Origin of the sequence: Paraconexibacter sp. AEG42_29 (assembly GCF_040581415.1) — a bacterium.
Classification (GTDB): domain Bacteria; phylum Actinomycetota; class Thermoleophilia; order Solirubrobacterales; family Solirubrobacteraceae; genus Paraconexibacter.
In genome coordinates, this window is the sequence record NZ_CP114014.1 from 4,994,784 (window position 1) to 5,019,850 (window position 25,067).

General features: G+C 72.3%; 22 protein-coding genes and 1 tRNA gene. 16 read left to right on the forward strand and 7 right to left on the reverse strand.

Annotation, left to right across the window (positions count from 1 at the left end; translation table 11 throughout):
• Positions 1–44: 44 nt before the first annotated feature.
• Positions 45–743: a hypothetical protein gene (locus tag DSM112329_RS23965; RefSeq protein ID WP_354699083.1), complete on the forward strand. Its 699-nt coding sequence runs from the start codon at positions 45–47 to the stop codon at positions 741–743.
• A 152-nt stretch (positions 744–895) separates the two neighbouring features.
• Here the strand turns inward: DSM112329_RS23965 and DSM112329_RS23970 are convergent, their stop codons facing one another.
• Positions 896–3,583 (reverse strand): hypothetical protein, encoded by a 2,688-nt coding sequence (locus tag DSM112329_RS23970; protein WP_354699084.1) that lies wholly within the window; start codon positions 3,581–3,583, stop codon positions 896–898.
• A 400-nt stretch (positions 3,584–3,983) separates the two neighbouring features.
• On the opposite strand from DSM112329_RS23970, the gene DSM112329_RS23975 reads away from it, so the two are divergent.
• A complete protein-coding gene (locus tag DSM112329_RS23975; RefSeq protein WP_354699085.1) occupies positions 3,984–4,388 on the forward strand; it encodes a nuclear transport factor 2 family protein in 405 nt (134 codons plus the stop codon).
• Between the two features lie 136 nt (positions 4,389–4,524).
• Positions 4,525–5,292 carry an SDR family oxidoreductase gene (locus DSM112329_RS23980; protein ID WP_354699086.1) on the forward strand — a complete coding sequence of 256 codons (768 nt, stop codon included), beginning with the start codon at positions 4,525–4,527 and terminating at the stop codon, positions 5,290–5,292.
• Positions 5,293–5,418: 126 nt separating this feature from the next.
• Here the strand turns inward: DSM112329_RS23980 and DSM112329_RS23985 are convergent.
• Positions 5,419–5,491 (reverse strand) — tRNA-Thr (locus DSM112329_RS23985).
• 212 nt (positions 5,492–5,703) lie between these two features.
• On the opposite strand from DSM112329_RS23985, the gene DSM112329_RS23990 reads away from it, so the two are divergent.
• From DSM112329_RS23990 to DSM112329_RS24040, 11 genes are all read left to right on the forward strand, one after another.
• On the forward strand, positions 5,704–6,363 hold the full coding sequence (locus DSM112329_RS23990) for an HAD-IA family hydrolase (RefSeq protein ID WP_354699087.1): 660 nt from the start codon (positions 5,704–5,706) through the stop codon (positions 6,361–6,363).
• Between the two features lie 189 nt (positions 6,364–6,552).
• Positions 6,553–7,779, forward strand: coding sequence for a sedoheptulose 7-phosphate cyclase (locus DSM112329_RS23995; RefSeq protein ID WP_354699088.1), 1,227 nt, complete (start codon positions 6,553–6,555; stop codon positions 7,777–7,779).
• An 11-nt stretch (positions 7,780–7,790) separates the two neighbouring features.
• The gene (locus DSM112329_RS24000) at positions 7,791–8,582 is read left to right on the forward strand and encodes a class I SAM-dependent methyltransferase (RefSeq protein ID WP_354699089.1); all 792 of its coding nucleotides are present in this window, start codon (positions 7,791–7,793) and stop codon (positions 8,580–8,582) included.
• Between the two features lie 3 nt (positions 8,583–8,585).
• On the forward strand, positions 8,586–9,887 hold the full coding sequence (locus tag DSM112329_RS24005) for an ATP-grasp enzyme (RefSeq protein ID WP_354699090.1): 1,302 nt from the start codon (positions 8,586–8,588) through the stop codon (positions 9,885–9,887).
• Positions 9,888–9,890: 3 nt separating this feature from the next.
• Positions 9,891–10,910: a D-alanine--D-alanine ligase gene (locus DSM112329_RS24010; RefSeq protein WP_354699091.1), complete on the forward strand. Its 1,020-nt coding sequence runs from the start codon at positions 9,891–9,893 to the stop codon at positions 10,908–10,910.
• A gap of 5 nt (positions 10,911–10,915) precedes the next feature.
• The gene (locus DSM112329_RS24015; protein ID WP_354699092.1) at positions 10,916–11,704 is read left to right on the forward strand and encodes a TauD/TfdA family dioxygenase; all 789 of its coding nucleotides are present in this window, start codon (positions 10,916–10,918) and stop codon (positions 11,702–11,704) included.
• Between the two features lie 10 nt (positions 11,705–11,714).
• The gene (locus DSM112329_RS24020; protein ID WP_354699093.1) at positions 11,715–12,041 is read left to right on the forward strand and encodes a hypothetical protein; all 327 of its coding nucleotides are present in this window, start codon (positions 11,715–11,717) and stop codon (positions 12,039–12,041) included.
• A gap of 121 nt (positions 12,042–12,162) precedes the next feature.
• Positions 12,163–12,777 carry a GNAT family N-acetyltransferase gene (locus DSM112329_RS24025; RefSeq protein WP_354699094.1) on the forward strand — a complete coding sequence of 205 codons (615 nt, stop codon included), beginning with the start codon at positions 12,163–12,165 and terminating at the stop codon, positions 12,775–12,777.
• A gap of 153 nt (positions 12,778–12,930) precedes the next feature.
• On the forward strand, positions 12,931–14,094 hold the full coding sequence (locus DSM112329_RS24030) for a crosslink repair DNA glycosylase YcaQ family protein (RefSeq protein ID WP_354699095.1): 1,164 nt from the start codon (positions 12,931–12,933) through the stop codon (positions 14,092–14,094).
• A gap of 249 nt (positions 14,095–14,343) precedes the next feature.
• Positions 14,344–15,399, forward strand: coding sequence for a HEAT repeat domain-containing protein (locus DSM112329_RS24035; RefSeq protein ID WP_354699096.1), 1,056 nt, complete (start codon positions 14,344–14,346; stop codon positions 15,397–15,399).
• Positions 15,399–16,841, forward strand: a complete 1,443-nt coding sequence (locus DSM112329_RS24040) for a glycosyltransferase family 2 protein (RefSeq protein WP_354699097.1) — start codon at positions 15,399–15,401, stop codon at positions 16,839–16,841. Before DSM112329_RS24035 ends, DSM112329_RS24040 begins: the two co-directional genes overlap by 1 nt.
• Here the strand turns inward: DSM112329_RS24040 and DSM112329_RS24045 are convergent.
• Both DSM112329_RS24045 and DSM112329_RS24050 read right to left on the reverse strand, forming a co-directional pair.
• The gene (locus tag DSM112329_RS24045) at positions 16,820–17,176 is read right to left on the reverse strand and encodes an MmcQ/YjbR family DNA-binding protein (RefSeq protein ID WP_354699098.1); all 357 of its coding nucleotides are present in this window, start codon (positions 17,174–17,176) and stop codon (positions 16,820–16,822) included. The two genes, DSM112329_RS24040 and DSM112329_RS24045, sit on opposite strands and share 22 nt — an antisense overlap.
• Entirely contained in the window at positions 17,173–17,754 is a 582-nt protein-coding gene (locus DSM112329_RS24050) for a TetR/AcrR family transcriptional regulator (RefSeq protein WP_354699099.1), read from the reverse strand. Before DSM112329_RS24050 ends, DSM112329_RS24045 begins: the two co-directional genes overlap by 4 nt.
• A 69-nt stretch (positions 17,755–17,823) precedes the next feature.
• On the opposite strand from DSM112329_RS24050, the gene DSM112329_RS24055 reads away from it, so the two are divergent.
• On the forward strand, positions 17,824–18,249 hold the full coding sequence (locus DSM112329_RS24055) for an SRPBCC family protein (RefSeq protein WP_354699100.1): 426 nt from the start codon (positions 17,824–17,826) through the stop codon (positions 18,247–18,249).
• Here DSM112329_RS24055 and DSM112329_RS24060 read toward each other — a convergent pair.
• Complete coding sequence (locus DSM112329_RS24060; protein WP_354699101.1) at positions 18,200–20,434, reverse strand: hypothetical protein; 2,235 nt, start codon at positions 20,432–20,434, stop codon at positions 18,200–18,202. The two genes, DSM112329_RS24055 and DSM112329_RS24060, sit on opposite strands and share 50 nt — an antisense overlap.
• Positions 20,435–20,532: 98 nt before the next feature.
• On the opposite strand from DSM112329_RS24060, the gene DSM112329_RS24065 reads away from it, so the two are divergent.
• Positions 20,533–22,725 carry an MMPL family transporter gene (locus tag DSM112329_RS24065; protein ID WP_354699102.1) on the forward strand — a complete coding sequence of 731 codons (2,193 nt, stop codon included), beginning with the start codon at positions 20,533–20,535 and terminating at the stop codon, positions 22,723–22,725.
• Positions 22,726–23,080: 355 nt separating this feature from the next.
• Here the strand turns inward: DSM112329_RS24065 and DSM112329_RS24070 are convergent, their stop codons facing one another.
• Both DSM112329_RS24070 and DSM112329_RS24075 read right to left on the reverse strand, forming a co-directional pair.
• Positions 23,081–24,121, reverse strand: a complete 1,041-nt coding sequence (locus tag DSM112329_RS24070; protein WP_354699103.1) for a TIGR03857 family LLM class F420-dependent oxidoreductase — start codon at positions 24,119–24,121, stop codon at positions 23,081–23,083.
• Positions 24,122–24,125: 4 nt separating this feature from the next.
• The gene (locus DSM112329_RS24075) at positions 24,126–25,067 is read right to left on the reverse strand and encodes a hypothetical protein (RefSeq protein WP_354699104.1); all 942 of its coding nucleotides are present in this window, start codon (positions 25,065–25,067) and stop codon (positions 24,126–24,128) included.

Here is a 25,067-nt window from a genome sequence, read left to right on the forward strand (position 1 = left end):
TCACGAGCAGCACATCGATCACCGATGGAGCAACCATGGCAAGGATGGACTGGAACCGAGCAAGTGGCCGAGCGCTCGTGCAGACGCGCGGCGCGGACCGGGTCGATCCAGAGTTCGCCGACCTGCGCGATCACGAGCGGGGACGGCGAGAGAAAGACCGCGAGGTCGCCGCCGCTGCTGCCGCGCGTAGGGCGCGCGCCGCGAAGGTTCAGCGCCAGCTCGACAAGCTGTACTGGGACATCATGCACCTGCCTGACCAGGAGCGGCTCGACGGGGCAGAGTGGGTCCGGCGGCAAGTGAAGGCGCTGGTGCCGGCCGGTGCGGACTTCACGAAGGCGTGGAACAAGGGCTTCGCAAACGCGACACGATTGTCGGCCACTGCGTGGCGGGAATCAGCAGCTAAGCCACCCGGCCTCGGCGCCCGGAGAGACCCGAAACCGGCCGCACCGAGCCGTGCGAGCGTCGCCGCCGCTCCGCGGCGCAACACCGGCCGGCATCGGCCGGACGCCGCTCCGGCGATCATCGAACTCGTCGCCGCGTTTTCGAGGGAGCTGACCGCGGTGACCGTCGCGCGCGTGCTCGTTGGGATGGACGACGACGCCGTGCCGCACAAGCTGCGCACTTCGCAGTGGTGGGGTGCTTCGCGGCCGCGGTCGAAGTCAGCCCTACTTGGTGATATCACCGACCTCGTCCGGGCGGGTGAGCTCGTGCAGGCTCCGGGGCGCAAGCTGACAGTGAAGTAGCCGCGAGAGTTCCTGCGGGCGCCGCACGCCCTTTCTACGCCCCCGACCACTCGGCCGGAAACCACCGTCGGGACTCGAGGAGCGGCCGCGAGGACGCCGACCGCGACCAGCGCGTCGACCCGTCGAGCACAGTGTCGCGCAGCGTCCCGGACCTACGAGGGCTTCTTCGTCGCCGCCTTCTTCTTCGCGACGACCTTCTTCGTCACCGCCGGCTTGACCCGCGCACCGGCCGTGGCGCCGGTGCCCCGTCGGCCCGTCGCGCTCACGCCGCGGATCGTCGCCACGGCGCGCACGCCGGACCGAGCGCCCGGGATGATCAGGCTGCGCTTGCTCTTCCCCGGGAGGTAGAGCAGCTTGCGCCCGTCGGAGAGCGCGATGCGGACCTCATAAGAGGACGCGCGGAGCGCAGGGCCCCAGGCGACGACGAACGACTTGCCGCGCACGAGGACGCGCGCCCCTCGCGGCTTCACCGGACGCCGCGGCGCGGGGGCCGTGTACGACGCGATCACGACGGCGGACCGCGCCACCCCGTCCTGCTGGACGACCGCGACGATGTCGCGGCGCCCGGGCCGGCCGTCCGGGACCGCGAACTTCACGATGCCGCGCGGGCTGGTCTTCGTCGCGAGGCGACGGCGGGTGTCACGGCCTTGCTCGTAGAACACGACCGAGCGACCCTTGACCGCCTGGTAGGTGTACTTGAACGCGCGCCGGTACCCGCGGCCCGTGATGGTGGCCCGGACCCTGGGCGCGAGCAGCGGCTTGGCCGAGCGGAACGCGGTCGCCGGCGACGAGCCGGGCTTGAGGGCGAGCCGGTAGACCCCGGCCGCCGGCTTCGAGACCGCGATGTAGGTCGTCTTGTCGGCCGCGTTCTGGAACAGCAGCACGCGGCCGTCGTCGACCGCTCCCTCCGGCTCGTCCGGCGTCACCGCGATGTCCTTGCCGGACGGGTCCGTCAGGACGACCTTCGGCGGCGCCTCATTCGAGACGACGGAGAAGACCGCGGCGGACTGGCCCCTTCCGACGCCGACCGACTGGAACGTCGGCCCCCCGGCCTGGCGGGCCGAGCGCGAGTTGCGGGCGACGGTCCAGTCGCCCATGTCGCAGCTGCTTCCGAAGATCTTGTACTTGCCGTTCCAGCCGTACCCGAAGCCGACGTCGGGCAGCAGCGTCCCGCGGCGGCAGACGGAGACCCCTTTGGAGGAGACCACGGCCTCGCCGCCGTAGTTCAGCGGGCCGAGCTTGACGGCGCCCTCGCCCGCGAAGTTGAACGCCTTCTGACCGTCGATCCACCCGGCGACGGAGCCTTCGTAGCCGACCCCGAACCGCACCTGATCCATCTTGGCCGAGTAGTCGAAGCGGCCGTCGGTCTGGAACCGCGCCTTCGCCGAGGACATGGGGATGTCCACGACCTTCGACGCGCCGGTGACGGTGTAGGCGTCCGGGGTGGTGTTCTCGTACTTGAAGTCACCGTCCAGGGACACCGCCGCCTTCTTGAGGATCGTGGGACCGGCGGTGAGGGTCATGCCGCCGCCCAGCGAGAACGGCGAGGCCTGGATCGAGAAGCGGATCTTCTGGAGGAAGATGCCGTACCCGAGGTGCTTGTTGATGTTCGAGACCTCGCCGCCGGCCTTGAAGTAGCTGTCCCCGATGCCGAACCCGAGGAAGGCGCTGAAGGTCGGGGCGGTCGGCGACGGGAGCACGAGCGTCCCCGACCCGTCGAAGTGCTTGGCGCCGTCGACGCGGTTGTACGCGAGCGTCAGGTCCTTGATCTCGAGCCGGCCGATCTTGGCACTGCCGACCGCCACCTTGACGTTGTTGACCTTGACGCCGTTCTCGCTCGCCACGAACTTCGTCTCGCCGGTGACCCCGCCGAGCGTCTCGGGCAGCTGGACGGTCAGCCCGACCGTGACGGCCTTCCCCGGCCGGTCGATGGTGAACGACGCCAGGCCGGTCAGCGGCAGGCCGCGAAGCTTGGTGCCCGGCTCGACCCCGAAGGTGAAGGTGTTGTCGAGCTTCCATGTGAACTCGCGCTTGAGGAGCGTGAAGCGCCCGGCCTTCACCAGCACCGTGCCCTTCGTGCTGAGCGTCAGCGCGACGGGGTCGAGGCGCACCTCGGAGGCCGTCACGTCGAGGCCCCCTACGCGGACGGTCCCGGTCGCGACGAAGGCGTTGCCGTCCTTGGCGAAGCAGCCGCCGACCGCCTTCAGGCCGGCGACCGTGACCTCGGAGACGCCCGTGCAGGTGGAGAGGCGCGCCGGTGCGTCGACCGGGATCTCCGGGTCGTCCTCGTCGGGCGGCGCGAACGGGGGCGGTGCCGTCGGCGTGGTCGGGGTGGTCGGCGTCGTGGGAGTGGTCGGCGTCGTCGGGGTGGTCGGCGTGGTCGGCGTGGTGGGGGTGGTCGTCGGTGGCGGCGGAGGCGGCAGCTGGCCGTTGCAGTTCGCCTGGTTGTCGGACGGGCACAGGCGCATCGACGTCACGCGCTCGTCGAAGTTGTCGAGCTCCCACGTGGGCGAGTTCGGCGGCGTGCAGTAGATCGTCGACGAGGCGCCGCCGTAGTTCACCGCGTTGAACAGCCGGACGCAGCGGTTCGGCCCAAGGACGAGCGACGAGACCTTCTTGTCCATGTTGACGTTCTGGCCGGTGAGGCTGTCGCGGAACTGGCCGAAGTCCGGGCGGTCGCCCTCGCTTCCGTCGTAGCCCACGATGACCGACTTACCGCCGCACTTGTGGTCCACCCAGAGCTGGATCTTGGCGTTGGGGTTCGCCGCCCCGCAGGCGGCCTGCGCGCTGGCAGCCCCCATGCCGCCGACGGCGAGGGTGGTGCCCGTGAGAGCGGTCAACAGCGTCAGACGGTGGAGCAACGACACTTGGCCTCCCAGCCACGACTTCGGTCGCATGCGGACCTGCCCTTCGTGCCCGGTGACGAAACGCGACGGGCTGGCGTGGTTGCCGCGGATCTGGCGCCGTAGCCAAGAGCGCCAAAAGTCCCGCATATGCGGTGCTTTCGTGATGGCGGACGAGCCGAGTCGAGCCGCTGCCCCTCCATTGCCTCCTGGTGATGCATGCAGCCGTGCCGGGCGGACCACCCGGTGCTCGACCAACCCTCGGCGTCGACGCTGCCGTCCATCGGGCCTTCCTCCGCGATGTCGCGACGGGCGCCCAGCGTTGCCGCCTGACCCATCCGGGGGAATGACCGCCGCAGCGGCCCAAGCGGCTGCCCCGTGGACGGACGATGAGCGCATGCCCACGCTCGACGCATTCATACAGGCCCTCCACGACCGCGACCCCGGTGCGCTCGCTGCCGTCCTCGCCGACGACATCCAGTTGCACAGCCCGTTGCTGGACGACCCGATCGTCGGACGCGAGCAGGTGGTCGCCGTGCTCGACCTGCTGTTCGAGAAGCTCGACACGCTGGAGTACGGCGCCGAGCTCGACGGCGGGGAGGTTCGCGGCGTCCGGCTCAGCGCATCGGTCAACGGCGTGTCGATGGAAGGCGTCGAGCTCGTGCACTTCGACGCTGACGGTCGCGTCGACGAGGTTCGCGTCCAGCTGCGCCCGCTCAGCGGTCTGATCGCGCTCCAGAACGTCGTAGCCCCGGCGATAGGAGCACCGGTCCTGCAGCTCACCCCCATATCCGCGACGTGAGCGTGAGTGCCGGCCACCGAGCGCCCTGGCGTGCTCGCGGCGCTTGAGCCGCAGATCTCGGAGAGGCCAAACCGCAGCTGGCTCCGCGGAGCGTCCGCCGTGTTCCCGATCCCATGTCATCAATCGAGGAGTCCCCATGCCCGCCTTCACCAACCACGTTGCCATCGTCACCGGATCCGCGAAAGGCATCGGCCTGGGCGTCGCACGCCATCTCGCCGCACAGGGGGCCCGGGTGGTCGTCTCCGACATCGACGCAGCCGCTGCGGAAGCTGCCGCCGCCTCCCTGGAGAATGCCGTGAGCATCGCCTGCGACGTGCGCGACGAGGAGCAGGTCAAGCACCTCGTCAACACCACGGTCGACCGCCTGGGTCGCCTCGACCTCATGGTGGCCAACGCGGGAGTCGGGGTCGTGGGCCCCATGCTCGAGACGGACCTCGCGGCTTGGCGCACGGTCACGTCGGTCAACCTCGACGGCACGTTCCTGTCCATGCGACACGCCGCGCCGGCGATCATCGCTTCCGGTGGCGGCAGCATCGTGACCATCGCCTCGGTGACCGGAACCACCGGCATGCCGCTCATCGGCCCGTACGCGGCCACCAAGGCCGCGATCATCAACCTCTCCAAGACGATGGCCACCGAACTGCGTGAGCACGGCGTGCGCGTCAACTCAGTGCTGCCGGGCTTCCTGGCCACCGACCTCGTGATGGACGTCGCCGAAGTGTTCGAGGGCTATCTCGGTCTCGAGGCGGGTCAGTTCAGCTCGTTCGTCGAGCAGACCCAGGGTGGCTTCGTCACGGTCGACGAAGTGGCCCGCACCGTGGCCTACCTGGCTGACCCGGCACAGGTGTCAATGACGGGGGCGACCGTCACCCTGGATGGTGGCCTCAGCGCCAAGCTGATGTGAGGGCCGCCTGCGTCGACCGCCGTCGTCGTCGTCAGCTGGGGGCGGACACTTCCGTGCCCGACCGACTTCGGCGAGCCAAACATGCCTCAGAAACGCAAGAACGCTTATTCGGTGGGCGTTCCTGAGAGCCGACGAGCGGATTCGAACCGCTGACCCCTTCATTACGAGTGAAGTGCTCTACCAGCTGAGCTACGTCGGCACGAGGCACCGCGCATCGTATCGAGCCTCGCGCGGTGGCGGCACGTGGGTGGGCTGCGGGCGATTCCGCGGAATCGCCCGGCAGCGTCGCCGACCGGGTTGCGGGCGAACACCGCGCCACCCCGGGAAAGCCGCGGCGGCGCCCGGTCCGTAGAGGTGGGACCGCCGGCGGCCTAGCGTCGGCCGCTTCCGTCCTACGCCCGAAAGGCCCCCATGTCCACTCTTCTCTTCGGCTCGATCGGCACTCTCGCCGACACGTCCGAGCTCCAGCGCCAGGCGTTCAACGACGCGTTCAAGACGCACGACCTACCGTGGCAGTGGGATCGCGAGGAGTACCAGACTCTGCTGGCAAGCAGCGGCGGGGCAGATCGGATCAGCGAGTACGCGAAGTCCACCGGCACCGACGGCGTCGACGCCACGGCGGTCCACCAGACGAAGTCCGAGCGCTTCCGCGAGCTGCTCGCCGAGGCCCCGCCCGCCCTCCGCGACGGCGTCGCCGACACCATCAAGGCCGGCCGCACCGGCGGCCACAAGCTCGCCCTCGTCACGACGACCTCGCCCGAGAACGTCGACGCGATCCTGACGGCCCTCGCGCCGGCGGTGAGTAGGGACGACTTCGACCTCATCGTCGACACCACCCAGGTCGACCAGCCCAAGCCCGACCCAGCCGCGTACCGCTTCGCGCTCGAGCAGCTGAACAGCGACGCCGCGGACGCCGTCGCCATCGAGGACAACGTCGGCGGCGTGCAGGCCGCGCGCGCCGCGGACCTGCGGTGCTTCGGCTTCCCCGGCTCGAACAACGCCGCGCACGACTTCAGCGCGGCGACCAAGACCGTCGAGCGCCTGGACCTCGACGAGCTCACCGCCGCCTGAGGCGAGCCGCCGGCCGCGGCACACGCCCGCGACACCGCACGCGCGCCAGGCCCGGCCGGCAGCGCGTGCGGACGCGCACAGCTCGTGGTCATCGCGGCTCCCGGCGGCGTACCCGGGGCCATGAGCAGCGTCCGACCGGCGACCCCGCCGCGAACGGCCGCGACACACCGCGAGAACCCAGGAGCACCAGTGAGCGAGATCCAGGCCACCTTCACCGCGACGGAGTCGGCGTTCCACGTCGAGGGCTACGAGCGCATCGACTTCAGCCTCCTCTACGTCGACGGCGCCTTCGCGCCCGAGAACGAGGAGATCGCGACGAGCTACCGGCCCTTCGGCCGCTGCCTGATGGTGGTCGACGAGACGGTCCTGCGCCTCTACGGCGAGCAGATCAACGCGTATTTCAAGCACCACGAGATCGAGCTCTCGGTCGTCCCGGTGCAGATCGCCGAGACCGAGAAGGCGCTCACCACGCTCGAGCGGATCGTCGACGCGTTCGACGAGTTCGGCCTCGTCCGCAAGGAGCCCGTCCTCGTTGTCGGCGGCGGCCTGACCACCGACGTCGCGGGCTTCGCATGCGCGAGCTACCGCCGCGGCACGAACTACATCCGCATCCCGACCACGCTCATCGGGCTGGTCGACGCGAGCGTCGCCATCAAGGTCGCCGTCAACCACGGCCACATGAAGAACCGCCTCGGCGCCTACCACGCTTCGCAGAAGGTCATCCTCGACTTCTCCTTCCTGCGCACCCTGCCGACCGACCAGGTCCGCAACGGGATGGCCGAGCTCATCAAGATCGCCGTCGTCGCCGGCGAGGGGATCTTCGACGCGCTGGAGGAGCACGGCGAGGACCTGCTGCACACGCGCTTCGGCCACCTCGACGGGACGCCCGAGCTGCGCGACGTCGCCCACCGCGTGACGTACGACGCGATCGACACGATGCTGCGCCTCGAAGTCCCGAACCTGCACGAGCTCGACCTCGACCGCGCGATCGCGTACGGCCACACCTGGAGCCCGACGCTCGAGCTCGCGCCCGAGACCCCGATGCTGCACGGCCACAGCGTCACGATCGACATGGCCCTCTCCGCGACGCTCGCCGCCCGGCGCGGCTACATCACGGACTCGGACCGCGACCGCATCCTGGGCCTGATGAGCCGCCTCGGCCTCGCGATCGACAGCCCCTACCTCACGCCGGAGCTGCTGCGCAAGGCGACCGAGTCGATCGTCCAGACCCGGGACGGCCTGCTGCGCGCCGCCGTCCCGCGCCCGATCGGCACCTGCCACTACGTCAACGACCTGCCGGCCGAGGAGCTCGACGCGACGCTCGAGCAGCACCGCGAGCTGTCCGGCGGCTACCCGCGCGAGGGCGCCGGCGAGGACATGTTCATCAACGCCGCCACGCCGGAGCCGGTCCACTGACGGTGACCGCGGTGCCGCGCCCGGTGACGCCGGTCGGCCTCCTCGCGCAGGCGCTGGACGAGGCGCAGGCGGCGGCCAAGGCGGGGACGGACGACAGCACGGCCGTCGCGGCCGTGCTGCAGCACGCCCATGCCCTCGCCGCCGGCCTGGACCCCTACGTCGCCGCCTGCACGACCCCGGAGTCGCCTGCGCTCAAACGCCTCGCCGAGCGCACGCAGGCCTACGACTGGCCCAGCCACGACGGCGCGCCGCTCGAGCAGGAGATGCTCTCGGGCCACGTCGAGGGCCAGCTGCTGAAGCTGCTCGTCCGCCTGACGCGCGCAACGCGCGTGCTGGAGATCGGGATGTTCACCGGCTACTCGGCGCTCGCGATGGCCGAAGCCCTGCCGGCGGACGGCGTCCTGATCGCCTGCGAGGTCGACGCGGCGGTCGCGCGCCTGGCGCAGGAGTGCTTCGACGACTCGCCGGGCGGGGAGCGGATCGACGTCCGCGTCGGTCCCGCAGCGGCGACCCTCGACACCCTGGCCGACGACGAGCAGCAGTTCGACTTCGTCTTCCTGGACGCCGACAAGCCGGGCTACACGGACTACTTCCGCGCGCTGCTGGACCGCGACCTGCTCGCCCCCGGCGGACTGCTCTGCGCGGACAACACCCTGATGCAGGGGGAGCCGTACCTCGGCGCCGAGCCGACCGCCAACGGCGCCGCGATCGCCGCGTTCAACGACGTGGTCGCGCGGGACGAGCGTGTCGAGCAGGTCCTGCTGCCACTCCGCGACGGCCTCACCCTCATCCGCCGCCTCTGACCGTTGCGCAAGACCGTCGCCACCCTCGCGCTGCTGACGCTCGCGCTCCCGCTGAACCTCGCCGCCACGCTTGCGGCCCTGCTGCGCTCGCTCCTCACCAACACGCCCGACCCGGCCCGAGCAACCGACGCGAAGACCGTCCTCATCAGCGGCGGCAAGATGACGAAGGCGCTGCAGCTCGCACGCTCCTTCCACGCTGCCGGCCACCGCGTCGTCCTCGTCGAGACGCACAAGTACCGCTTCACCGGCCACCGCTTCTCGCGCGCAGTCGACCGCTTCCGCGTCGTCCCCTCCCCCGGCACCACCGGCTACGCGGAAGCACTAGTGCGCATCGTCGGGGAGGAGGGCGTCGACGTCTACGTCCCCGTCTGCAGCCCCGCCGCGAGCCTGCACGACGCCGACGCCAAAGCCGCAATCGAGGCCGCCGGCTGCGAGGTCCTGCACGTCGGCCCGGACGCCGTCCGCACGCTCGACGACAAGCACGCGTTCGCCGCCAGCGCGGCGGCCCTCGGCCTGCCCGTCCCCGACACGCACCGCATCACCGACCCGCAGCAGGTCGTCGACTTCGACTTCAGCGGCCGCGAGCACAGCTACATCCTCAAGAGCATCGCCTACGACCCGGTCCGCCGGCTGGACCTCACCGAGCTGCCGCGGCCGACCGCGCAGGAGACCGCCGCCTTCGCGCGCAGCCTCCCCATCTCCGAGGACAACCCGTGGATCCTGCAGGCGTTCATCCGCGGCCAGGAGTTCTGCACCCACGCGACGGTCCGCGACGGCGAGCTCCGCGTCCACTGCTGCTGCGAGTCGTCCGCCTTCCAGCTGAACTACGCCATGGTCGACAAGCCCGCGATCGAGGACTGGGTGCGCCGCTTCGTCGCCGGCCTGAACCTCACCGGCCAGGTGTCCCTCGACTTCATCGAGGCGCCGGACGGCCGCCTGTACGCCATCGAGTGCAACCCGCGTACGCACTCGGCCATCACGATGTTCTACGACCACCCGGGACTCGCCGCGGCCTACCTGGACGACGACGGCGCCGCGGTCCGCCCGCTCGCGACCAGCCGCCCCACATACTGGCTCTACTACGAGCTCTGGCGGCTGCTGCGCCACCCGCGGACGGCACCCACGCGTCTTCGGACCATCGCGCGCGGCAAGGACGCGATCTTCGACCCGCGCGATCCGCTGCCGTTCCTGCTGGTGCACCACCTCCAGATCCCGCGGCTGCTGGCCGGCAACCTGCGCCGCCGCAAGGACTGGATCCGCGTGGACTTCAACATCGGCAAGCTCGTCGAGGCGGCGGGGGACTGACCGGTGCCGCTGCGCGTCCTGCACCTGGTCGGCTCGCCCGTCGACGCCTTCCACGCGGACCTCTCGCGCCTGTACGCCGCCGACTGCCTGACGGCGATCGCGGACCCCGCGCGGTACGCGACGCACATCGCGTACGTCGCGCCCGACGGGCGCTGGCGCTTCCCGGAGAGCCTGGACGCCCAGGCCCTCGCCGACGCCCCGTCACTCCCGCTCGCAGCGGCGATCGAGCGGCTACGGCAGCTGCGGCTCGACGTGATGGTCCCGCAGATGTTCTGCCGGCCGGGGATGACGGACTACCGCGCGCTGTTCGACCTGATCGGCGTCCCGTACCTGGGCAACCCCCCGGCCGCGATGGCGCTGACGGCGACCAAGGCCCGCGCGAAGGCCGTGGTCGCCGCGGCCGGGGTCAGCGTCCCGGCCGGCGAGCTGCTCCGCGAGGGGGACGTCCCGACGCTGACCCCGCCGGTCGTCGTCAAGCCCGCGAGCGCGGACAACTCCGCGGGCGTCACGCTCGTCACCGACCCCGACGACTACGCGGCCGCGCTCGGCGACGCGTTCGCCCACGACGACGAGGTCCTCGTCGAGGCCTACGTCCCGCCCGGCCGCGAGGTGCGCTGCGCCGTCCTGGAGCGAGGCGGTGAGCTGGTCCCGCTGCCGCTCGAGGAGTACCGCGTGAGCGACATCCGCAGGCCCGCGGACAAGCTCGCGCGCGGGGACGACGGCGACCTGCGGCTCGTCGCCAAGGACACGCCGGACGCGTGGATCGTCGATCCGGACGACCCGGTGACCGAGCGTGTGCAGGCAGCCGCCATACGCTGCCACGTCGCCCTCGGCTGCCGGCACTACGGCCTGTTCGACTTCCGCATCGACGCTGCCGGCGAGCCATGGTTCCTGGAGGCCGGCCTCTACTGCTCGTTCGCCCGCAAGAGCGTCATCAGCGTCATGGCGCAGGCCGCCGGGATCGCGGTCGACGAGCTGTTCCAGATGGTCCTGGACGAATGCCTACAGCCCCAGAGGAGGTGAGGTCGATGGAGCACGTGACCCACGACCCGCTCGGCGTCACCGTCGACGACCTGAGGACCGGCGACCTGGACGCGGACGGCGTCGCGCGGCTGCGGGCGCTGCTGGCCGAGCACGGCGTCCTCGTCCTGCGCCGGCAGCATCTGGACGACGCGGCGTTCGTGGCGTTCCTGCGCGCCTTCGGCCCGCTGACCTTCACCACCGGCGAGGCCGCCGCGGACGGCTTCCCGGACCTGAACGTCGTCAGCAACGTCGGCCGCACGACCCCACCCCGCAGCACCTGGCACGTGGACACGAGCTACGTCGCGCGCCCGCCCGCGTACACCGCGCTGCGTGCGGTCCTGCTCCCGGCGCACGGCGGCGAGACGCTCTTCACGAGCCAGTACCGCGCGGCCGACTCGCTCCCGGCCGACCTGCGCGCGCTCGTCGACGGGCGCACGATCCGGCACGTCGTCACGGGCGTGCAGCTCGGGGAAGGGGACGAGTCCGCCGCCGAGCACCCGATCCTGCGTCCCCACCCGCTGACCGGCCAGCCCGCGCTCTACCTCACGACGCCGGCTCGCTGCGCTGCGGTCAGCGGCCTGCCCCAGGACGAGGCGGACGCGCTGGTCGCGTCGCTGTTCGCGCACTCCACGCGCGAGGACAACGTCTTCCGCCACGCGTGGGCGCCGGGCGACGTCGTCATGTGGGACAACGCGTGCGTGCTGCACCGGGCCGACCACTCGGGTGTGGTCGGCGACCGCGTGATGCACCGCGGCATGGTCGCGGACCACGTGCCGACGGGCGCGGTTTCGTAAGACTGGCGGGATGCGCGACTTCGCACGGCGACTCAACGGCGCGGCCAAGACGACGCTCATCGTCGGGGTCATCGGGTTCTTCATCCACATGACGTTCCGCTCGAGCTCGTCGACCAACGGCGTCGAGACGAGCTGCAGCTACTTCGACGCCGGCCAGTTCCTGGTGGCGCTCATCGGCGTGATCGCGGCGGGGGCGGCGCTGTCGGCGCGCAGCAACGTCCACGAGTCCCGCCGCGGGGCGCTCAAGGCGGCGGCGCTGCTCGGCTTCGCGCTCGCGGCGGCGCACGCGGCGTGGGGGATCACCGGCGCGGTCGGGATCACCGGTCCCTGCTCGTAGCCTCCTGACGCGGCGGCGTCCGGGTGGGGCGATTCCGCGGTATCGCGCAGGCGCTCCGCCGTCCGCGTGACGCCTCTGCGCCTTCGCCAGGGAACACCCGCGGGGTGCGTAGGCTTCGTGCATGCACGAAGGAGCGGACGCGGGGAAGCGGACGGACGACGAGGTCCGGATGGCCACAGTCTCCGACCGGGACACCATTGCCGCGACGCTGATCGACGCGTTCGCCGAGGACCCCGTCCTCAGCTGGGTGATGCCCGATCGTGCGCGCCGGATGCGGTACGGCCGGCAGTTCTTCACGCAGCTCGGACGGCGGCTGATCCCGGACGGGCTGACGTTCACGGTCGACGGGGGTGCCGCGGTGTGGGCATCGCCGGGGCACTGGCGCGAGTCGCCCGCGGACGTCGTCCGGCTCGGCCTGGCCTGCCTGCCGGGGCTGTGGCCGCGCCCGCTGAGCACGACGCTCGGGCTGGCCGGGGTCGAGGCCGCGCATCCCAAGGAACGGCACCTGTACCTGGCCACGGTCGGCGTCCGCCGCGACAGGCAGGGGCAGGGCCTCGGGACGCGGCTGATGGCGCCCGGCCTGGAGCAGGCCGACGCGCGCGGGCTGCCCTGCTACCTCGAGTCCTCGAACCCGCTGAACGTCCCGCTGTACGAGCGGCATGGCTTCCGCGTCACGGCCGAGCATCAGCTGCCGGGCGGTCCGCCGATCTGGCTCATGTGGCGGCCGGCGAGCTGAGCCCTCGGTCAGGGTCGTCCGCGGCGGCAGCCGGCCGCTCGATGTGCCACCACGTGCGCCGGCGGTACGTGGTGGCACATCGACCGCCGGGGATGCCACGCCGTGCCTCCGTCCCGGAAGCCCCGGCAGGCCAGGTCGCTAGCCTCGGCCGTCGTGGATGTCGACGCAGCACAGGTCCTCGCCTTCCGCCTCGCCGCGCACGGCCTGACCCACGGCCGCGGGGACGACCCGGATCCCCTGGCGCCGCTCGCAGGCTGGGGCGTCCAGGACTCACCCCCGGGCGCCGCGACCGGCGCCCTCCTCACCCGTGCGCACGCGAAGCACCCGCTCGCCGTCGACGCCCTGACCGACGCGATCGCAGACCGCTCGGTCGTCGCCCTCTACAACGCGCGCACCGCCACCGCCGTCGTCGGGGCCGCCGACGTGGCCGCCTTCGCGACGGCGCTGCGCCCGACCGACGACGACACCGAGCTGAAGGCGCTGGTCGGGTCGACCCTGCCGGAGTCGTCCGGCGACCACGCGGGCCCCGTGGCGACGGCGGTGGACGCGATCAGCGACGTGCTCGACGGGACGACGCTCAGTCGTGACGACCTGCACGAGGCGCTGCGCGGCCGGCTCCCGAAGGCGCTGCTCCCGTGGTGCGCCGGCTGCAAGAGCCACCACGCCCGGCGCGGGCTGCTCGTGATGGCCGCGCTGAACGGCCGGCTGTGCCTGGAGGGACGGGCGGGCCGTCAGCCGCGCTTCGCCCGCACCGACCAGACGGTCGCCTGGAGGCCGCCGGCGGACGAGGACGACGCGCGCGCCGAGCTGGTCCGCCGCTACCTGCGCCTGTACGGCCCGTCGACGCGGCAGGACTTTGCGGCGTGGGCCGGCGTCGGCACCGCTCAGGGCAAGCGACTGTGGACGCTGGTGGACGACGAGTCCCGCGACGACGTCACGGTGTCGGGCGTCGCCCGCGGCGGCGGCCGCCGCATCCTCGAGGCCGACACGCGGCGCCTGGCGCAGCCGCGGGACGCAAGCGGCGTCCACCTCCTCACGCCCGGCGACCCGCTCCTGCTGGCGCGCGACCGCGACGTCCTGCTGGACGACCGCGACGCGGCCAAGCGGGTCTGGAAGGCGATCGGCGGCGCCGGCCTGGTGCTCGTCGACGGCCGCGTCGCCGCGCTCTGGCGCGGGCGCAAGCAGGGCAGGCGACTGGACGTCACCGTGGACCCGCTGCCGCGCGCCGGACGGCTGCCGCTGACCAAGCTCGCTGCCGTCGCGGACGCCCTCGCCCCGCACCGCGGCTGCGACGGCGCCGCCGTCACCGTCAGCTGACGCCGCAGCGCAGGTCCTCGCAGGTCTCGGAACCGCCCTGTTCGGACCAGGACGCGGTCGACGGCCGGGGTGGCAGTACGCCGTCGCGGGAGGCGGGACCTGGCACTGCCGCCCCGACCGGGGGGACAGGCGCCGGCAGGGCCACATCGCGGAGAGCGGCATCTCGCACCGCCGCGCTGAGCAGCTCGTGCTCCACTCGGCAGCGCCGTGGCCGATGACGTCGGGGGTGGAGCGGCACGACGACACCCGATGACCGTCTCACCCTGGTGGTCGGCGATCTTCACCGTTCCGCTGGTCGGGCTGCTGGTCGCCGTCGTCGTCCGCAAGGCGCTGCGCGACCGCGCCGAGCCCCGCCGGGCCCGCCGGCGCGCGATGCTGGACGACGCGCTGCGTCGTCACGACGTGACGCCCCTGGCTCGTGCGGCGACGGGCGGGCTGTGGCAGCAGGCCGACGTGCTGGCAGCGCTCGAGCACGGCGCCCCGGCTGACGTCGCTGCCGTCCATACGGCCCTCGCCGAGACCTCCGCCGGCGCCCACGTCGAGGTGTTCCTCCGCGCCGAGCTGCGCTCGCGGAGCCCGAGCCGCCGCGGCCGCGCCGTCCTGCTCGCCGGGACCCTCCGGCTGCGCGCGCTGCAGCACGGCGTCGCGCGCCTTCACGCGGACCCGCACCCGGACGTCCGCCTGGCCGCCTGCACCGCCCTGGAGCGCTACGCCACGTCGGACTCGGCGCGACACCTGGTCACCGCGCTGGCCGCGGGCCGCATCGGGCCTTCGCGCATCGTCGAGCGCCTCGCCCACCCGTGGGCCGTCGGGCCCCTGCTGGCGCTGCTGCCGACGATCGCCGACGGTCGCGTCCGCGCGCAGCTGCACCGCGCCCTGGGCCTCGCCGGCGACCCGCTCGCGCTCCCCGCGCTGCGCCTGGCCGCTCTCGGCGGAACGGACGAGGAGCGCATCTGCGCCGTCCGTGCCCTCGGCCAACTCGGCGACCCGGCCGCGCAGGCCGAGGTCCTCACCTCCCTCACCGACCCGGTCTGGGAGGTGCGCGCGCAGGCCGCGACGGCCGCGCCGGCCGTCGCCGGGGCGGCGGCGGTCGGCACCCTCCGCGTCGCCATGGGCGATCACGCCTGGTGGGTGCGGGCCAACGCAGCGGACGCCCTCGCCCGCCTTGGACCGGTCGGGCGAGCCGCGCTCCAGGCGGTGGCGAGCGGCCCGGACCGCTACGCCGCCGAACGCGCCCAGGAGGCGCTGTGGACCACGCAGGCCGCGGACGCGTCGCCCCCTGCCCGGCGCGACGAGGCGGCCTGATGCACACCACGCTCCAGGTGGCAGACGTCCTGCTGCTCGTGTACTTCGTGGTGCTCGACCTGGTCTACGGCAGCATGGCCGTCATCGGCTGGACCGCCGTCAACGGCTACGTGAAGCGCCGGCCGCTGCGCGACTACAGCCGCGTCGCACGCTCGAGCCTGAGCCCTGCCATCACAATCCTCGTCCCCGCCCACGGCGAGGAGCTGACCATCGCGGGATCGGTCCGCGGACTGCTCCTGTCGCACTACCCGGCGCTGGAGATCGTCGTCGTCAACGACGGCTCGACCGACGGGACGCTCGCCGCGCTGCAGGCAGAGTTCCACCTGCATCCGATCAAGCGGGTCCCGAGCGCCGCCGTGGAGTGCGCGCCGATCCGCGGTCTCTACGCGAGCGCGAGCACCCCGAATTTGACCGTGATCGACAAGGAGAACGGCGGCAAGGCGGACGCGCTGAACGCCGGGCTGCGGTACTGCCGCACGCCGCTGTTCTGCACGATCGACGCCGACACGATCCTCGACGCGAACGCGCTCTCCCGGATCGTGTGGGAGTTCGAGGTCAACCCGGACACGGTCGCGGCCGGCGGCATCGTCCGCGTGCTGAACGGCTCGACGGTGTGCGGCGGCCAGGTGCAGGACGTCGTCACCTCGCGCAACTACCTGGCCAACCTCCAGATCCTGGAGTACCTGAGGGCGTTCCTCGGCGGCCGCATCGCCTGGTCGCGCCTGGGGATGCTGCTGATCATCTCGGGGGCCTTCGGGCTGTTCGATCGCCGCGCGGTCGTGGAGGCCGGCGGCTACGACACCGGCACCGTCGGTGAGGACGCGGAGCTGGTCCTGCGCCTGCACCGCCACCGGCGCGAGCAGGGCCGCGACTGCCACATCGTCTTCTTCCCCGACCCGATCTGCTGGACGGAGGCGCCGACGACGCTGCGGGTCCTGCGCCGCCAGCGCGACCGCTGGCAGCGCGGCCTGCTCGAGATGCTGTGGAAGCACCGCGGCATGATCCTGCGGCCGCGGTACGGCGCGGTGGGGACGGTCGCGATGCCGTACTTCATCGTCTTCGAGGCGTTCGGCCCGTTGATCGAGGTCAGCGGCTACGTGCTCTTCGGTGTCTCTGTCGGGGTCGGCGCGGTCAGCTGGTCGACCGCGCTCTTCTTCCTGATGCTGGCCGTCGCGTTCGGCTTCGCCCTGTCCTACATGACGCTGCTGATCGAGGAGCGCGCGTTCCAGCGTTACCCGAGCTGGCGCTGCTTGGGCCGGCTGATCCTGACCTCGCTGCTGGAGAACCTCGGCTACCGGCAGTGGCTCGCGCTGGTGCGCACCCGGGCGTGGTGGACGCAGCTGCGCGGCGGTGCCGGGTGGGGGGAGATGCAGCGCCGCGGCCTCACGGCCGAGACGCTCCCGCGCGGCCCCGCGCCCGATCAGCCCGCCGCCTCCGGCTGACCGCGTCCCCGCCGGCGCTTCGGACGGACCAGGTCGTGGCTGTCCTCCAGCAGCCCGCGGACCAACTCGTCCTCCGCGTCGCCCCCGAACGTCACCGTCACCCAGTGCTTCTTGTTCAGGTGGTAGGCCAGCCCAACCGAGTCATAGGACCCGCGCAGCTGCTCGCCGAGGACGGGGTCGATCTTCAGGCTCACGCCCAACGGCTCCGCCTCCAGCCGACTGATGGCGAAGATCTTGCCGCCGACCTTGAAGACGGATGTCTCGGGCCCGAACGGGAACTCCTCCCCCGCCTCCAGCAGCGACAGGCAGAACTCGCGAAGCTCGTCGGCGGTCATGCCAGGCGTGATTCCCCGGAGTAGCGGGCGATGAAGCGCTTCATCGCCGCGTCGACGCCACGGCGGTCGCCGGTCGCGAGCAGATCGAGGAGGAGCCCGCGGGTGACCGCGAGGCCGAGCCGCGCCTCCGCCCGGGCCTGCGCCCGCGTCAGGCCGAGCTGCATCAGCTGCTTGGCCGCCGGCTCGATCCACGCGGTGACGACGCCGTCGAGAAACGGCTCGGCCCCGGGGTCGCCCCGGAGCGCACGCGCGTAGAGCTCGTAGAAGAGGCGCTCGTGCGGCCACAGCGCCGGGTCGGCGAGCCGTCGCCAGAACTCCCACATGGTCTTCACGGGGTCGGCGTTCGGCTCGGCCTGCAGCGCCGCGAGCGCGTCGCGCTGCTGCTGTTCCACGTGCCGGCTGATCGCGACGAGGACCCCGTCCCGCGACCCGAAGTGGTAGCTGAGCATGCGGTGGCTCGAGCCCACGGCAGCCGCCAGCCCGCGCAGGCTCGTGTCGGCCAGGCCGTGTGCCGCCAGGTGCTCGACCAGGTCGCCCAGCAGCCGCTCGCGCGGGGAGAGGTCCGGAGAGGACGACATCGTCGCCGGCACTGTACCGGTCGGTACATGTACCATGTGGAACACCCAACCAGAGGAGCGGCAGCGCCGATGCAGGAGATCGACATCACCAAGACCACCGACGCCGCGCCGGAGGCCGTCTGGGCACTACTGGCCGACAGCGCGGCCTGGCCGTCGTGGACACCGGTCGACTCGCACAGCGAGGAACATCCCGGCGGCGCGGACGGCACCGGGGAGGTCCGCATCTTCAAGACCGGGCGTTACACCGTCCGGGAGGAGATCGTCGAGAAGCAGGCACCCGAGCGTCTGTCCTACGTCCTGCTGTCAGGCCTTCCGCTGAAGAACTATCGCGCGGAGATCGACGTGCGGCCGGCTCCCGGCGGGGGCAGCGAGATCCGCTGGCACACGGTGTTCGCGCCGAAGGTGCCGGGGACCGGCGGGATCTTCCGACGCTCCCTGCAGAAGATCACCGGGCAGTTCGTCGACGGGCTGGCGACCCGCGCCGCCCAGGGGTAGTCGCAGGCCCGGCCGCCGCACCGATCGCCAGCTCGCGCCGGAACGGCTCCCAGCCGGCCTTGCGCCGCTCGTGGGTCGGGACGGCGGACCAGTCCTCCCAGTCGTAGCCGGCGGTGCGAAGCGGCGGCTCGGCCCCCGCCTGCACGCTGACGGAGAGACGTCCGGTGCGGCGCGTGACGAGCGTGCCGTCCGGCTTGCCGCGCAGGACGGCGTGGCTGGACGGGTCGCCGTAGCCCAGCAGGCTCCACGGCAGCCGCAGCTCGAGGACCCGGCCGTGGCCGACGACGAGCCGGCGGCTGTCGAAATCCGGGTCGGACGGGTCACCCGTCCCCCAGCCCAGCGTTGAGCGGTCGACGAACTCGGCGGGGCGGCGACCGTGACCCGGCACCGTCAGCGGCCGGTTCAGGATCTGGCGCGGCCGGTTCCAGGCGCCGCTTCCGGTCCGCATCGCCGCCGCGTCGAACGCGACGTAGTCATGCGTGATGCCGTAAAGCCACGGCAGCGGGTCGAGCCATGCGGCCTGCAGCAGCGTGGCCCGGTCGCCGGGCCCGACGGTCACCGCATGGTCGGCCAGCGGGTCGGCGCCGCCGGTGCCCGGCAGGCCGCGGTTGCCCTTGCCCGAGATTCCGAGGCCGATCCGGACCGGCGCGTCCTTCCAGGCGTCCTCGTCTCGCAGCCGGATCCGCAGCCACAGGTACTCGGCGTCGTGGGCGGCGCGGACCTCGGCGACCGGCCCGCGCGACTCGGCGATCGACTGGCTGGTGGATGCCGTCCAGTCCGCATCGTCGCCGTCCAGGATCCTGGACGGCTCGAGCCCCGGCTCGACGGCGACCAGGCCGAAGTGCTCCTCGTTCGTCAGCGCGTTGCGCCACAGGGCCCGCCGCTCGGCGGGCTGTTCGAGGTCCAGCGTGTTCCAGGTGAACTTGAACCACTCGTCCGCCCACTCGAACAGGATCCCGCCGGCGTACCGCTCCTCGCGGATGCGCCGCAGCAGCATCGCGTCCTGGCGTCCGGCCTCCTGCTCGGACAGCCCGCCCTGGTCACGACCGAGCGGGCCGCGGTGGGCCGAGCCGAGGCTGCTCGGGACGCCGAACTCCGTGATCATCATCGGCGTGCCGCGATGATGCGCGCGCAGCCGGCGCAGGTAGCCCGCGTAGGGATCGTCGGTGCCGTCCGCTGCCTTGTCACCGCGGTGCTCGTACCGCAGGAAGTCCGGGTAGTACGGGTACGCGTGATAGCTCGCGAACGTCCCGCCGGGCCAGCGCCGGGTCGCGCGGATGTGCATCGCGTCGACCGACACCCGGTCCTCCTTGGCCAGCGGTTCGGACGGGTGGCGTAGGGGGTCGGTGGTGAGCCAGTTCGTGAAGGTCAGCGGACGGCTCCAGCCGCGGCGCGCCTCCAGTCGCGCGACGTGGTCCATCCCGGCCGCGACGAAGCTCTCCATCGGCGTCGCGTCCCGGGTGGCGCGCACGAACCGCCCGCGGAAGGGGCGTCGTCCCGCGTGCCTGCGGTTCGTCCCGGCGACGGCGGCCGGGTCCCATTCGACGCCCAGCGACCAGCCCATGACCCAGCGGCTGATGTCCGCCCGGTAGCGCCCGGAGGCGTGGCCGCGGCGGCGCGGCAGGTCCGCGTCGCCATGCACGACGTCGACGGCGTCCCGCAGCTCCCGCTTCCAGGCCGGCAGGACGGCGAACGCGTCCTGCCCGGCGACGAACTCGTCCTCCGGGATCCACACGCCGTGGAGCAGGTAGATCGGCGCGGCGGCGTGGCGCCGGTCGTAGTCGGCGATCGCCTCGTAGAACCGCGGCGGCAGGATCGTGTAGACGCGGAGCACCCGCACCCCGAGCTCCCCCATGCCCGCGAGCCAGCGGTCGTAGTCCGCGCGGGAAGGCGCGAGCTGCCCCGGGAACGTCCCGGGCAGCGTGGCGCCGAGGTTCACGCCGCCCCAGAAGCGCGCGGCGAACCCCCCGTCGACCGCCAGGGCGATGTCCTCGCCCTGGACCCGCGCGGGAAGCTTCAGGCCGCGGACGAGCTGCGGCGTCCCGGCGTAGCTCGGTCCTGCCGGCAGCGGCGCAGCGCGCCGGGGCCCTGACGGGTCGGCGCTGCCGCAGCCGGTGACGCAGAGGACCAGCGCCACGGCGAGGAGGCGCGAGCAGCGCGAGATGGTCTTGACGGGCGCTGTCACGGGGTCGGCCTTCCCCGAACTGATCGACCGGGGACGAGCCGGCTGAAGGAGACCGTCTACCAGACACACTGTTCAGCCACGGGATAGGGTCCCGCTTCATGGCGCGGGAGAAGAGGGACGGCAACCCGTCGGCGTTGTATCGCTGGGCGCTGTGGAGCGCCGCGCGCCGGCGGTGGGTGATCGTCGGGTGGCTGCTGCTGGTGATCGCGCTCGGGGCGTTCGTCCCGCGGTTCCTCGACGTGGTGCAGAGCGTCACCTACGGCATCCCGGGCTCGGAGTCGGCGCAGACCCAGGAGGCGTTCGGCGAGCACGCCGGCTTCGAGGAGCGGGACCTGCTCGTCGTGTCCGTCCGCGAGGGCCGCGCCGACCAGGCCCGCGACGCCCTGACGAAGATCGGCGGGGTGGTCGCGACCGAGGACGGCGTCGCCGGGGTCTCCCCGGACGTGGGCACCGGATCCAGCACGGGCGGCATCTCGGCGGACGGGAGGACCGCGTTCACCACGGTGCTGCTCGCGACCGGCGTCGAGGACCGGCAGAAGCTCGTCGAGCACCTGCAGGAGGTGATCGAGCGCGAGGCGCCGCCGGGGGTGAGCGCGGCGCTGACCGGCACCTCGCCCGTCCTGGCGGACATGATCCACGTCGAGGAGACCGACCTGGCGAAGGGCGAGATGCTCGGCATCCCGGTCGCGATCATCGTCCTCTTCTTCGCGTGCGGCTCGCTGGTGTCCGCGTTCATCCCGGTGATCATCGCGACGCTCGGCCTGGTCGCCTGCATCGGCATCCTGGGCCTGACGAGCTACTTCACCGACTGGGGCGCGTTCATCGAGTCGGTGGTGGCGATGCTCGGGCTCGGCCTGGGGATCGACTACACGCTGCTGATCGTCAAGCGCTTCCGCGAGGAACGCGGGCGACCCGGCGTCACCCCCGAGGTCGCCATGGCGCGGACCGTGGACACCGCCGGCCGCACTGTCGCCTTCTCCGGCCTGACCGTCATGGTCAGCCTGCCGTCGTTCTTCCTGCTGCGCGAGCCGCTGTTCTCGCAGATGGCGATCGCCGGGATGATCGTCGTCGCGCTCATGATCGTGCTGGCGATCGGGCTGGTGCCGTCGGTCCTGCTCGGGCTGGGCGACAAGCTGGACAAGGTCCCGTCCCGCGCGACGCGGCGCCGTGCGGCGACTACGGCCGCGGGGACGCCGGCCGCGCCCGAGACCTCCCGCTGGGGGACGTGGGCCCGCAGCGTCATGGGTCGGCCGTGGGCGTTCCTCGTGCTCGCGCTCGTGGTCCTGGGCGCCGCCGCGTCGCCCTCGCTGAGCGCCAAGCTCGGCGTCGACTACGGCGTGCGCGCGCTCCAGGACGAGCCGTCCGGCCGTGCCCTCACGCAGCTGCAGAACGCGTTCCCCGACGCGACGCTCGCGCCGGTCGACGTGGCAATCACGGGCGGGACCGCGGCGAGCCGCACCGACGCGGCGCTGAAGGCGCGCGCCCTGCTGCTGGGCGACCCGCGGATCGACGTCGTCGACACGGTCGCCGTCCCGGACGGCGAGGCGAGCCTGCTTGTCGCCGCGGCGAACCTCGCGGTGGACGACGCCCGGTCCCCGGCGCTGGTCGACGACCTGCGCGAGCGGCTCGGCGCGGTCGGCACCGGCGGTACGCAGGTCCGCGTCGGCGGGACCGCGGCCGAGGCCCGCGACTACTCGCAGCGCATGAGCGACTCCGCGCCGAAGGTCATCGCCTGCACGCTGCTGCTGTCGTTCCTGCTGCTGGTGTGGGTGTTCCGCAGCCTCGTCATCCCGCTGAAGGCGCTGCTCTGCAACCTGCTCAGCGTCGGCGCCGCCTACGGCCTGCTGGTGCTGGTGTTCCAGGAGGGCCACGGCGAGGCGCTGCTGGGCTTCGACTCCCCCGGCTACCTGCAGTCGTGGCTGCCGCTGACGCTGTTCGTCTTCATCTTCGGGCTGTCGATGGACTACGAGGTCTTCCTCGTCACGCGCATGCGCGAGGAGTGGCTCGCGACCGGGGACAACGTCACCGCGGTCGCGCACGGCCTGGACCGGACGGGCAGCGTCGTCAGCTCGGCGGCGACGATCATGGTCGCCGTGTTCGCGGCGTTCATGGTCACCGCGACGGTGCCGGAGATCAAGCAGTTCGCGTTCGGCCTGGGCGCCGCGGTGCTGATCGACGCGACGATCGTCCGCGGCATGCTCGTCCCGGCGGCGATGCGCCTGGCGGGCCGCTGGAACTGGTGGCTGCCGGCGCGGCTGGACCGCCTGCTGCCGGGAACGCCCTCGCACTGAGATCGGCTGCCTCCCGGCGCCGCACCCCATCGGTCTGACGTCCAATTTTGGCCGTCAGGACGACCAGAATTGGTCGTCAGACGGATGGGGCCGGCGCGAGCGCAGCCGGAGGCCCGCGAAGCGCGGCGGGGAGGCAGCTGCCGGGGCCGCCGCCACCGCACATCGATGCAGTGGCGGCGTCCCCCCTCCCCGGCAGTCGTGCGCACTCAGCGCACGGCAGCAGCGTGTCGCAGTTCCGCCGCAGCGACATCGGGGAGGTACCCCTGGACTTTGGCCGACGGCCGCGCGGGCGGCGGTCTACCGCGACACGGCGTCATCAGGACATTCGCCACCGCCTGGGTGGCGGAACCCTGGTTCAGCTCGTGGTGAAGGCCTGCACCAGCGACTGCACCTGCGCCGGCGCCGAGCCGTGCAGGACCACCCGGTCCGCCCCCGCGTCCAGCAGCCGCTGCGCCATCGCCGCGCACTCCGCCGCCGAGCCGATCGCCGCCCCGTCTCGCAGCCACTCGTCCGGGTAGATGTCGCGGATCTGCAGCAGCTCGTCGGTCGTGAATGCGGTCACGTCCGCCATCCGGCCGTCCAGCAGGGGATGCGTGCGGAGCCGGTCCAGCACCGCGAGGTCCCAGCCGTTGGCGTCGACGATCAGCTCGCCGTAGCCCGGCCACTGCATGTAGGTCGTCATGCGCCGGACGACCTTCTGCAGGACGACCTCCTCCGGCACCTCGCAGGCGGTGACGAGCATCGCCCACACCCGCACCGAGGCGGGATCGCGCCCCGCCTCCTCCGCCGCGCGCCGCACCCGCTCGACGCTGCGGCGCGTGCCCTCGGGCGTCCAGTGCGAGTGCATGAGCAGGTCGTCGTAGACGCGGCCGGCGAGCGCCTGCGTCTTCGGCCCCAGCGCGCCCAGCGCCAGACGCGGCTGGTGCGGGAGCTCGACGCCCAGGGACAGCGTGCCCGGAAAGCGACCGAGCGGCCCGTCGTGGTCGACGACCGACTCGCCCGTCCAGAGGCGGCGGAGCACCGACGCCACGTCCTCGAGCATCGCCATCCCGGGACGCGGCATGCCCCACGTGTCCCAGTTGTGGTTCACGCCGCGGCCGATGCCGAGCGTGAAGCCGCCCTCCGCGAGGTGGGCCATCGTGCCGCCGTACGCGGCGAGGTCCATCGGGTGGCGCGTGTGCGGGAACGTCAGGCCGGCGACGACCTCCATGTCGGGACCGGCCAGCGCCGCGGCGTACCCGCACAGCGCTGCGCTCTCCTTGACGTTCAGCCGCTCGGACAGCAGCACCGCGCCCAGGCCGAGCGCCGCCCCGTCGGACACCTCGGCCCGCAGCGGCGCCGCGCTCTCGACGTGCCCGGGCAGCGCGTAGAACGCCAACTGGGACGCGTCGGCCATCGCGCTACACCGCCTCGGGATCGAGGTAGTCGTCGATGTAGGACTGCGGCCAGCCGAGCTCGACGTGGACCACGGCCTTCTGGCCGTCGAGCGTCCCCGACATCGCCGCCTCGTTCAGGTACAGGTGCCGGATCGGCATCTGCCACATCGCGGCCCGCTGCGCCTCCAGCGTGACCACGCCGCCGTCGGCGTCGGTCAGGACGGCAGTGACGGTCTCGTGCAGCATGCGGTCGTCCAGCTGCGCCTTCGCCTGCACGTCGACCAGCGGGGTGACGACACCGCCCCGGTTGATGTAGCCGTTGATCTGGTTGTCCCCGAGCGCGTACGACGTCCAGGCGTGGATCGAGAGGTCGTCGCCGGCGGCGGCGTTGATCCACTTCCAGTGCTGCAGCGCGCGCCAGTCGCGGGTGCCCCACGAGTGGTCGCGGTGGCCGTGCCCGTCGATGACGACCTCGCGGTCGCCCAGCTTCAGGCGCCCGGTGACGCGGCAGGACTGCTCGTAGCGGTCGGTCGCCGCCCACGCCGCGCACCCGTCCTCGTTCTCGTGCCAGCTGAACGGGAAGTGCAGGCCGGTGAACGTCGCCTCGTATTCGACGTTCTCGGAGGCGAACGCGAGCTGCGCGGTCTGCAGCGGGGCGGGCTGGCGGATGCGCAGCCCGCCGATCGTGCAGTCGTCGAAGTCGTCGCCTTCGAGGTCGACGTCGTCGATCGCCTCGAGGACGAGCGGCTTGCCGCCGTTGTCCCCGGCGACCGCGACGAAGCGACCGAACTTCCCGGTTGCCGCCGTCTTCCACGCGTAGGCGAAGACCAGCAGGCCCTCGTCCGGGAGCGGCGCGGTCCAGAGCAGGCTCTCGCGGCCGAACGGCGCGCCCGAGAGGTCGTGCATCAGGTCGTCCGCGGCGGTGAACCACGGGGCCTTTGTCGAGGCGGAGGCCGAGCCAGACAT